Annotated in this window: 13 protein-coding genes; 7 read left to right on the forward strand and 6 right to left on the reverse strand. The window is 66.5% G+C overall.

The annotated features are described in order from the left end of the window. A partial coding sequence (locus tag VF794_RS17665) for a hypothetical protein (protein WP_331111910.1) occupies positions 1-710 on the forward strand: 710 nt, incomplete at its 5' end. 10 nt (positions 711-720) lie between these two features. Here VF794_RS17665 and VF794_RS17670 read toward each other — a convergent pair. The 4 genes from VF794_RS17670 to VF794_RS17685 all read right to left on the reverse strand — a co-directional run bounded on the left by VF794_RS17670 (position 721) and on the right by VF794_RS17685 (position 3253). Beyond that, positions 721-1014, reverse strand: a complete 294-nt coding sequence (locus tag VF794_RS17670; protein ID WP_331111934.1) for a cytochrome P450 — start codon at positions 1012-1014, stop codon at positions 721-723. Positions 1015-1173: 159 nt separating this feature from the next. Continuing rightward, a complete protein-coding gene (locus tag VF794_RS17675) occupies positions 1174-1521 on the reverse strand; it encodes an iron chaperone (protein ID WP_331111912.1) in 348 nt (115 codons plus the stop codon). 41 nt (positions 1522-1562) lie between these two features. Next, a complete protein-coding gene (locus tag VF794_RS17680; RefSeq protein WP_331111914.1) occupies positions 1563-2225 on the reverse strand; it encodes a hypothetical protein in 663 nt (220 codons plus the stop codon). A 125-nt stretch (positions 2226-2350) separates the two neighbouring features. Further along, the gene (locus VF794_RS17685; protein ID WP_331111916.1) at positions 2351-3253 is read right to left on the reverse strand and encodes a LysR family transcriptional regulator; all 903 of its coding nucleotides are present in this window, start codon (positions 3251-3253) and stop codon (positions 2351-2353) included. Between the two features lie 161 nt (positions 3254-3414). On the opposite strand from VF794_RS17685, the gene VF794_RS17690 reads away from it, so the two are divergent. The 4 genes from VF794_RS17690 (at position 3415) to VF794_RS17705 (ending at position 5920) form a co-directional block, all read left to right on the forward strand. Further along, a complete protein-coding gene (locus VF794_RS17690; protein ID WP_331111918.1) occupies positions 3415-3726 on the forward strand; it encodes a hypothetical protein in 312 nt (103 codons plus the stop codon). Positions 3727-3918: 192 nt separating this feature from the next. Then, positions 3919-4719, forward strand: coding sequence for a hypothetical protein (locus VF794_RS17695; RefSeq protein ID WP_331111920.1), 801 nt, complete (start codon positions 3919-3921; stop codon positions 4717-4719). 72 nt (positions 4720-4791) lie between these two features. Next, positions 4792-5379 (forward strand): Uma2 family endonuclease, encoded by a 588-nt coding sequence (locus VF794_RS17700; RefSeq protein ID WP_331111922.1) that lies wholly within the window; start codon positions 4792-4794, stop codon positions 5377-5379. Positions 5380-5653: 274 nt separating this feature from the next. Continuing rightward, a complete protein-coding gene (locus tag VF794_RS17705) occupies positions 5654-5920 on the forward strand; it encodes a hypothetical protein (RefSeq protein WP_331111924.1) in 267 nt (88 codons plus the stop codon). Between the two features lie 310 nt (positions 5921-6230). Here VF794_RS17705 and VF794_RS17710 read toward each other — a convergent pair whose 3' ends face one another. Continuing rightward, positions 6231-7025 (reverse strand): DUF1828 domain-containing protein, encoded by a 795-nt coding sequence (locus VF794_RS17710; protein WP_331111926.1) that lies wholly within the window; start codon positions 7023-7025, stop codon positions 6231-6233. After that, positions 7022-7471, reverse strand: coding sequence for a hypothetical protein (locus VF794_RS17715; protein WP_331111928.1), 450 nt, complete (start codon positions 7469-7471; stop codon positions 7022-7024). Before VF794_RS17715 ends, VF794_RS17710 begins: the two co-directional genes overlap by 4 nt. A gap of 415 nt (positions 7472-7886) precedes the next feature. Here VF794_RS17715 and VF794_RS17720 point away from each other — a divergent pair, with 415 nt between their 5' ends. Together VF794_RS17720 and VF794_RS17725 are read left to right on the forward strand one after the other, a co-directional pair. Beyond that, the gene (locus tag VF794_RS17720) at positions 7887-8612 is read left to right on the forward strand and encodes a hypothetical protein (protein WP_331111930.1); all 726 of its coding nucleotides are present in this window, start codon (positions 7887-7889) and stop codon (positions 8610-8612) included. Positions 8613-8684: 72 nt separating this feature from the next. Beyond that, a complete protein-coding gene (locus tag VF794_RS17725; RefSeq protein WP_331111932.1) occupies positions 8685-9272 on the forward strand; it encodes a Uma2 family endonuclease in 588 nt (195 codons plus the stop codon). Positions 9273-9274: the final 2 nt, after the last annotated feature.

Here is a 9274-nt window from a genome sequence, read left to right on the forward strand (position 1 = left end):
TGGGCACCCAGGGCCAGACGTTCCCGCCGGGCACCCCGCTGGGGCAGATCCCGGGCGTCACCCCGAAGAAGAACCCGAACCCCTCGGAGACCATCCTCTACGTCAACGGCATCATGACGCCGATGGACGGGCAGCTGAAGGAGATGGAGTCCATCGCCAACACCTCGGGCGCCAAGGTGGTGGGCATCCACAACGCCACCCAGGGCCTGGTGACGGACCTGGCCCAGTGCGTGACGGACAAGCTGGACAAGGGCACCAACCCCGCCGTGGACACGCTGGCGGACACCGTCTACTCGGAGCTGAAGGCTGGCCGGGACGTGCACCTGATGGGCTACAGCCAGGGTGGCCTCATCACCGCGCGGGCCCTCTTCGACGTGCAGAATCGGCTGCGCCTGGAGGACGGGCTGTCCAAGGCCCAGGTCGAGCAGTTGATGAGCCACCTCAAGGTGGAGACGTTCGGCGCGGCCTCGACGAAGTACCCGGATGGCCCCCAGTACGTGCACTACGTCAACAACGCGGACCCGGTGCCCACGCTCACGGGCCTGGGGGGCAGCGTGGATCCGCTCGACTTCCTGAAGGACGCGGGCAAGGGGGCCGTGGTCCACCGCTTCACGGACGGCAACCTCAACCCCATCAGCAACCACATGCTGGACACCCTCTACATGAAGCACCGGGTGTCCTTCGATGAGGCCCGCGCCGGTCAGTTCTAAACCTTCGTCGTCACCAGGAACGTGCTCGGGCCATAGGACTGGCCACCAGGGGGCTCAGGGCACCATGGCCGAAGGGCAGGTTGCCCCGCTGCTCGCGCCCCAGCAGGAAGCGCTCCGCGTCGGGGACGTACGCCTCGTCCCGGCAGGCGGAGCCCAGGAGCAGGATGAGCACGGAGTGCCGGGGCAGCGTCACTCCACCCAGCTTCACTTCCTCCAGGGTCAGCCGGAAGGTGGACTGCGCCGGTGACTCGTAGCGCAGCACCTCCTCGATGAAGGAGGGCACCAGGGAGGGGTCGGCGCGCAGGCGCCACGGTCGTCTCGAACCCGGCCACCAGCAGCAGGACGAGGACGGACATCAGCTCCGGGTCGGTGAGTGCCTCGCCCTCCACCCGGGCCTGGAGCAGAGCACTCACCCGCTCCTCGCTAGGCTCGCGGCGGCGTGCTTCCACCACGTCGCGCAGGGCTACTCTCGCCGCTTCACGAGGACGGCGACGATCCGCTCGATGAGGTCGTACGGGATCGGCTTGTCCAACGGGAATTTGACGGTGTCCTTGGCGTCCCGATAGGGGGCGAGCTCTTCCTCGATGGGGTCGTCCGAGCGGTAGATGGGGTAGAGGCCGATGTGGCGCTTCCAGGCCGCGAAGTACACCGCGTGCCGGCCATCGATCATGAGCGCGGGCATCCCGTACTTGATCTTTTCGTCGGCGGCGGGCAGGACGTTCCTGATCGACTGCCGAACCTTCCCGAGGATGGCCTGGACGTCCTCGGGAAAGGACGCGATGTAGTCATCAATGGTCGCGTACCTGGTCATGGCGCGAGGCGAGTCTACTTCATGGCTGCGTGCCGGGTGTGTCAGTGGAAGGCAGCCGGAGGCTGCACCGTGAAGAGCAGATCGTCGTGGTCGTCGTAATTGCCGCTGCTGCAGACGGACGCGGGGCTGTGGGTGTTGGTGGAGTCGACGAAGCGGAAGTTCGCGCGCACGGCCTGCACGCCGCCCGCGGGCAGGGTGTACGTGGCCGAGAGGGTGTTGAGACCGCTGCGGCTCGGGCTGTACGTGCCGAGGTACGTCCACGAAGGGCTCTCGACGCTCGCCGTGTAGTACAGGTCCAGCTTGTCCTGCACGAGGGAGTAGGCATACACGGTCGCCTCGAGCTTCACCGTTTTGCCCGCGGCCAGGTTCGACCCGTCCGTGGTGCTCACCGTGAGGTGTTCGATGGCCCGCTTCGCGAAGTAACCACTCCAGGTGCCGTCCGCGCAGCTCGCGTTGAGCGTATTGGGCCTGTTCACCTCGGGGACCGAGTCGGAGCGACCGTTGAGCAGCGAGCCCGAGTCACAGTTCGGGCCCGTCTCGGAGCAGCGGGGCGCCTTGTACGTCGCGTCGAAGGTCGCCGTCTGGAGCGTCACCACACCGTCCTCCTGCGTGCCCATCAGGTCCGGAGTGGAGAGGTCCGTGGTGTCTCCACCACAGGCACTGAGGGAAAGCGAAAGCAGGGCAACGAACAGGGTCTTGCGCATGGGGAACTTCCTCCATCAACCTCGGGTTGGCTTGATGAGGAAGAAGTACAGCGTCTGTCATTACGACGAAACTGGCATAAGATGGTTCGAAACGTTCGAGAAAATCGGCATGTTCCTGGAGCCCCCTACTTCGAAACCTGACCCTGGAAGCGGGAGATGAGCCAGGAGGCGGCCGGCCCCGGCGGGGTGTCCGTCCGGTGGATGGCGTCGAAGCTGTAGGTCCCTCCCTTGCAATCGGGCATGTCGAGGTGGACGAGGCGTCCGGATTCGAGGTCCTCGCGCACCATCGGCACGGGCATGTTGCCCCAGCCAATGCCTTCCCTCAGCAGCATGTGCTTGGAGCCGAGATCGGCCAGCCGCCACGTCCGGGTGGCGAGGACCGCCATCTCCTTGCCTTGCGTGAGCGGCGAGCGGTCCGTCAGCACGAGTTGAACATGATCACGTCCGGCACCGGGTGGATTCCGCCCCGCCAGCGCCAGCGGGTGCTCGGGCGCCGCGACCGGTATCAGCTCGACACCGCCGATCCCGATACGCTCGATCCCATCGAGCCCCGCGTTGAGCGGTCCGCTGACGCCGAGCGTGGCCGCGCGGTCGAGCACCCGCTGCGTCACCGCGCCGAGCGCCTCGACGTGCAGGTGCAGCGACACCGTTGGAAACTCCGCCCGGAAGGACTTGAGCGCGTCGACCACGCGCGACGCCGGCAGCATCACGTCGAGCGCGACGCGGATCTCCGCCTCCAGGCCCTGGAGAAGGCCCTTCACCTTGGCGCGCAGCCCATCGACGCCATTGGCGACGGTGCGCGCCTCCGCCAGCACCGTACGCCCCGCCTCCGTCAGCTGCGGCTTCCGGGTCGACTCGCGGTCGAAGAGTGAAACGCCGAGCTGCGCCTCCAGGTTGGAGATCGAATAGCTGATGACCGACGTCGCCCGCCCCAACTGGCGCGCCGCCCCGGCGAAACTGCCCACCTCCACCACCGTCAGGAATACGCGCAGCTGGTCAAGGGTCGGCGTTCCGGGATCGGAGAGCATATCGAGGGTCTCGAACGTTTCGATCCGCCTTATACCCGAGAGGGTGTCTACCCGAGAGGGTGTCAAAGGACTCGAAACGCGGGACTCGACCGGAGCCCTCTCGGGTGCTTACACGTTCGCCTGGGCCCGTTTGGGCCTGGAGGTGTCACCATGGAGACAGCATGCTGTCGCGTGTGATGTTCGTGCTGTGGGCGGCGTCCGCGCCTGGGATCTTCGCGCTGCTGGCACGCCGCGCGACCACGAAGGGAGGGCGCACGGCAGCCTGGGGAGGCTGCCTCGCGGCGCTTGGCGTCCTGGGGCTGGCGGCTTTCCAATTCCTCTCGGGCGGCAGGCGGGATGCGCAAGGGGCGCTCATCCTCTTCTTCGGGCCGGCGTACGCGTGGGTGGCCGCGCTGGCGGTGGCCTGTTCGCTCTGGCTGGGCGCCTGGTTGTGGCGGGTCCTTGGGCTCGGGGGAGAGAAAGAGCAACGCTGAGCTGGACGTGGAGATCGAAGAAGATCACCGCGGGGTGAATGTGGGAGCCCTGGAGGACCGAGACGGGATCTCTCGGCCACCTGAGGAGTAGGACGCCCTGGAAGCACCGTGTAGCTCCTGGAGTAGGGGCCCGGCTCGGTGCAGACAAGGGCGCCGGGCCTCGGGCGGGCGGGAGGCCAGAGAGGAGCATGCATGGACGAGCGGAAGAAGTCCGAGTCGAGCGGGGAGGACGTGGAGCAGGTGGGGCCCTACCAGCTCGAGGAGCAGGTGCCGCAGGACGACTACAGCCAGGGGGCGCTCTACCGGGCCACGCACGAGACGAGCGGGGCGCCGGCCCTGGTGCTCAAGCACGTCGCCAAGGAGGAGGAGGGGACGGAGCCGCTGAGCGACGTGGGGGTCCGCATCATCTCCTCGGACTCGTCTGGCTACGACGCCATGGAGGTGGAGCAGACCCCGAGGTCCGTGGCCCCCGACAGGCAATCGGTGGAGTCGATGGTGTCCACCTTGGAGGATGTGCACAAGGCCGTGGATCGCATGGCGCATGCCTCCTCCGCCTCCGACGAGCCCCGCCCTCGGCGACACCTGGGCCTGGCGCTGCCGGGGGCCGTCGCGCTGTGCGCCCTGGGCTTCATGCTGGGCCGTCATGTCCCCGTGTCCCAACCGCCGAGTGGTCCGGAGCCCGTGGCGAGCGCCGCGCCAGCGCCCATGAGCCACGAGGTGCCAATGGACACCGGAGTGCCCTTCACGGGCAATTCGTTGAGGGAATCCGAGGACGGGGGGCTCCCCGCCATCGCCCACCCCTTTCCGCGCAAACCCTACAAGGGACAGAAACGTCCTCCCTGCACGCCTCGGAGCGAGGTGGAGATCAACGGTGGCTGCTGGGTGCCTCACGAGCTCAAGGCCCCGTGCCCGGAGGACCTCTACGAGTACCAGGGCAAGTGCTACACGACCGCCATGCTCGCCCCGCCGACGCCCCAATCGCTCGGGCAGTGACCCTACCTCCGCTGTCAGACCTTCCTGTAGGATGGGAGAGGTCAGGCCTGAAGGCCCGCGGGAGGAGCGGAGATGGGAAGGGGAAAGCGTCCAGCCACCTATGAGGACATCGAGGCGCTACCGCCGGGGTGGGTGGGGGAGATCATCGACGATGAGCTGTGGGCCTCTCCACGGCCTGCGTCGTGGCACGGGTGGGTGGCCTCGGTCCTCGGCATGAGGCTCGGAAGCCGCTTCGGAGTGGGGCAAGGAGGGCCGGGGGGTTGGTGGCTCATTCACGAGCAGGAGCTGCACTTCGGCCGGCAGGTGCTGGTGCCGGATCTGGCGGGCTGGCGTCAGGAGCGTGCACCCGGACTGCTCGAGCGGGAGGTGCCCTTCTTCGACCTGGCGCCCGACTGGGTCTGTGAGGTGCTGTCGCCCTCGACGGCCAGATTGGACCGGGGGAGGAAGCTGACCCTCTATCATCAGGAAGGCGTGAGCCACGCGTGGTTGGTGGACCCCAGAGCGCACACGCTGGAGGTGTATCGGCGTGGGGCGCAGGGCTGGCAACTCGTGGCCCGACACGGAGGCGAGGAGGCGGTCCGCGCCGAGCCCTTCGATGCCGAGCCGCTCGAGTTGGGGCGGCTCTGGGCGCCCAGGCCCACTCCGGCGCCCGGGCCCTGATCTTCCCGGAGTTGGCTCGACTTCTTTGACAGGTCCGACGGCACTGAGTCTTCCCGGCCTCGAGCCGGCCGATGCCCGCGTGCGACGAGCCCGCGTGCGACGAGCCCGCGTGCGACGAGCCCACAGACGGTGTCAACGGGCTCGAAACGAGGGAAGCGAGCGAGAACGAGGCTCGGCGTGGACGGGTAACCGACCGCGCTTCAAGTCTTTCCGAGGACTTGGAACTGGCTCACAGGGTGCATACGGCCTGGCGGATCGCACGCAGGGGATGGGGATGGGCTGGCCGCTGAGGATGTTCCAGGAGGAGGGGTACTACTTCGTCAAGTCCAGGTGCTTCCAAGGGAGGCTGTTGCTGCGTCCCAGCGCGGAGGTGAACGAGGTGGTGGGCGGCGTACTGGCGCGAGCCGTCCAGCAGAGCGCCGGCAACGTACGGCTGCATGCCTTCACCTTCGCCTCCAATCACTTCCACCTGCTGGTGTGGGCCCGGGGGGCGGCGCTCGCCGGTTTCATGCAGTACCTGCCGCGCGGGCGCGAGCCGTGAGGGCCCAGCCCCCGCATACCCGGCCCGAGCATCTCAAGCGCAGCCCGCGGCCGTTGGGGCATGCCTCCACGCGCCAAGCGCTGAGGGAGTTGCGCGAACAGTACCGGGCTTTCGTCGCGGCGTTCCGAGAGGCGGCAACTCGGTGGAGGTGGGGGGACTTCACCGCGAGCTTTCCTCTCTACTCCTTCCCGCCGCGTGTCGTGCCGGGTCGCGTCGCTCAAGTTCTTTGACACCCTCTCGGGTCGCGTCACGTCACTCGAATTCTTTGACACGCTCTCCGGGCAGGCATGCTCATTTACATCGTCCCGACTCAAGCGGCCTTTAGAAACTCGATCACCTGACGACGCTCAGAAAATGGGAGAACATCAGAGAATTTAGCGATTCGCTCAAGATCAGAGGGCCTGTACACATCTCGGCTATCATCAAAAACCGTAACGCGATTTTCAGGCCGTTCGGCTGCGGCAATGTCATACCATTTCGTGAAGACCTCATTGGCGACAGTATGCGCAGCCGAAGGGGTGCTCGATGAAAGCGTGAGGACCGCACTATCAGTGCGCTTGCCGCGAACCAAGAAATCGACTTCGACGGTTCGGTTGTCTGGAAGCGAGAGCGCCGCGCGAGGCTCGTAGGTCAGTTCCGCGTCGCCAAGGAACTCTTCGAACTGATCCTCGAAGGGGCTTAGGAGCGACACGCGGCGTGTGAATATAAGGTCGCTTGCGCGTAGACACGCCTGCGCGAGTCGGATGATCGCATCAGGTATTTCGTCGAACCGCGACACAGGGACTTCAAATGCTCCGCCGTTCGACTCGACACGGTGCGTATGCAGTGTGTCCTCAAGGAAAGCTCGCCGTTTTGCCGACACCCACGGACGCACGGACAAGTTCAGGAGGTATGCCGTGGTTTGGCCCAGATCGGACAACTTTGAGAATGAAAAGACGGGGACTTCCCTATCTTTCACCAAGAACACCTCGATTGGGGTGCCATCAGGGTACAAAAACCCTGTCTCAATGCGCAGGTGTCCCTTGGGGACACGATCCACTCCCCGAATAAGGGGGTAGTGCCTCATGGCCTCGTTGAGTTGCTCAAGCGTCATCTCGGGCATCATGGGCTACTCTCAGTCAGTTCATCCGGCGATTCAAAGGTCCCTTCGTATTCGATACGAGCCATCTCGCAAAAAATAGCGAACAACTCGCCCAGCGGCTTGCCGGCCAAATCCGGTCGGTCAAGGACGTTGTCCGGAAGGTTACGGTCCGGGCAGCGAGGCGTCTGAAGCGAGTGCTTATGGGAGCGCCCGGCTGGTCGGTGAGCTGGCCCATCAACGTCCAAGCGGCAGATCGGTCCCCTGCCTTTCAAGACCACATTAATGGTCTTGGAACCGACCTCCTCGTTGTAGTTGATGTTCATCACCACATCGATACCCAACTCGTTCTCAATGGTGATGTTGTCCGCCGTGAGATTGGGTAATAGGTCCTTCTTCCGACTCAGGCGGATGTCCTTCCGGATCTTCTTTCCGGGCAGATCCCTCAGTTCTTCGAACGCCTTCCTGTCCACACCGCGCCTCCAGCGCGTATCCGACCACGTTCGAGACCGTACTGCGAGAGAACGCCCGCGTCAGCCCCCTTCTTGTGGCCAGTGCCAGACTGCACGGAACCTCGCGCGGCAGCACGGCGGCGTCGGGCTTCGAGCCGGACAGACTGGCTCCCAGCACCCATCAGGCCCACCCACGACACATATCGGCACCTTGCAACCGTCCGGCAATAGGACACCTTCTCGGCCACCCGCGGAGTAGGACGCCCCGGAGGCACCGTGTAGCTCCTGGAGTAGGGGACCCGCTCGGTGCAGACAAGGGGGGCAGGCCTCGGGCGCGCGGGGAGGCCAGCGAGGAGCACGCATGGACGAGCGGAAGAAGTCCGAGTCGAGCGGGGACGAGGCGGAACAGGTGGGGCCCTAACAGCTCCAGGAGCAGGTGCCGCAGGACGACTACAGCCAGGGGGAGTTCTACCGGGCCACGCACGAGACGAGCGGGGCGCCGGCCCTGGTGCGCAAGCCCGCCGCCGAGGAGGAGAGGACGGAGCCGCCGAGCGACATGCGGGTCCGCGTCATCTCCTCGGACTCGTCTGGCTACGACGCCATGGAGGTGGAGCAGACCCCGAGGTCCGTGGCCCCCGACAGGCAATCGGTGGAGTCGATGGTGTCCACCCTGGAGGATGTGCACGCGACCGTGGGGCGCATGGTCCACGCCTCCTCCGCCTCCGACGAGCCCCGCCCCCGGTGGCACCTGGGCCTGGGGGCGCTGGCGGGAGCCGCCGCGGTGTTCGCCCTGGCCTGCGCCCTGGGCCGCCATTCCCTCGTGTCCCAATCGCCGAGCGGTCCGGAGCCCGTTGCGAGCGTCGCGCCAGCGCCCATGAACCACGAGGGGCCAACGGACACCGGGGTGCCTTTCACGGGCAATTCGTTGAGGGAAACCGAGGACGGGGGGCTCCCCACCATCGCCCACCCCTTTCCGCGCAAGCCCTACAAGGGGCAGAAGCGTCCTCCCTGCACGCCTCGGAGCGAGGTGGAGATCAACCGGGGCTGCTGGGTGCCTCACATGCTCAAGGCCCCGTGCCCGGAGGACCTCTACGAGTACCAGGGGCAGTGCTACACGACCGCCATGCTCGCCCCGCCGACGCCCCAATCGCTTGGGAAGTGACCCTACCTCCGGTGTCAGACCTTCCGGTAGGATGGGAGAGGTCAGGCCTGAAGGCCCGCGGGAGGAGCGGAGATGGGAAGGGGAAAGCGTCCAGCCACCTATGAGGACATCGAGGCGCTACCGCCTGGGTGGGTGGGGGAGATCATCGACGACGAGCTGTGGGCCTCTCCACGGCCGGCGTCGTGGCATGGGTGGGTGGCTTCGGTCCTCGGGGCGAGGCTCGGAAGCCGCTTCGGTGTGGGGCAAGGAGGGCAGGGCGGTTGGTGGCTCATCGACGAGCCGGAGCTGCACTTGGGCCGGCAGGTGCTGGTGCCGGATCTGGCGGGCTGGCGTCAGGAGCGTGCACCCGGGTTGTTCGAGCGCGATGAACCGTTCTTCGACCTGGCGCCCGACTGGGTGTGCGAGGTGCTGTCTCCCCCCACGGCGGGGTTGGACCGGGGACGCAAGCTGTCCCTCTACCATCAGGAAGGCGTGAGCCACGCGTGGTTGGTGGACCCGAGAGCGCACACGCTCGAGGTCTACCGGCGTGGGGAGCAGGGCTGGCAACTCGTGGCCCGACACGGGGGCGAGGAGGTGGTCCGCGCCGAGCCCTTCGATGCCGAGCCGCTCGAGTTGGGGCGGCTCTGGGCGCCCAGGCCCACTCCGGCGCCCGGGCCCTGATC

Origin of the sequence: Archangium sp., from assembly GCF_036389735.1 — a bacterium.
Lineage (GTDB): Bacteria > Myxococcota > Myxococcia > Myxococcales > Myxococcaceae > Archangium.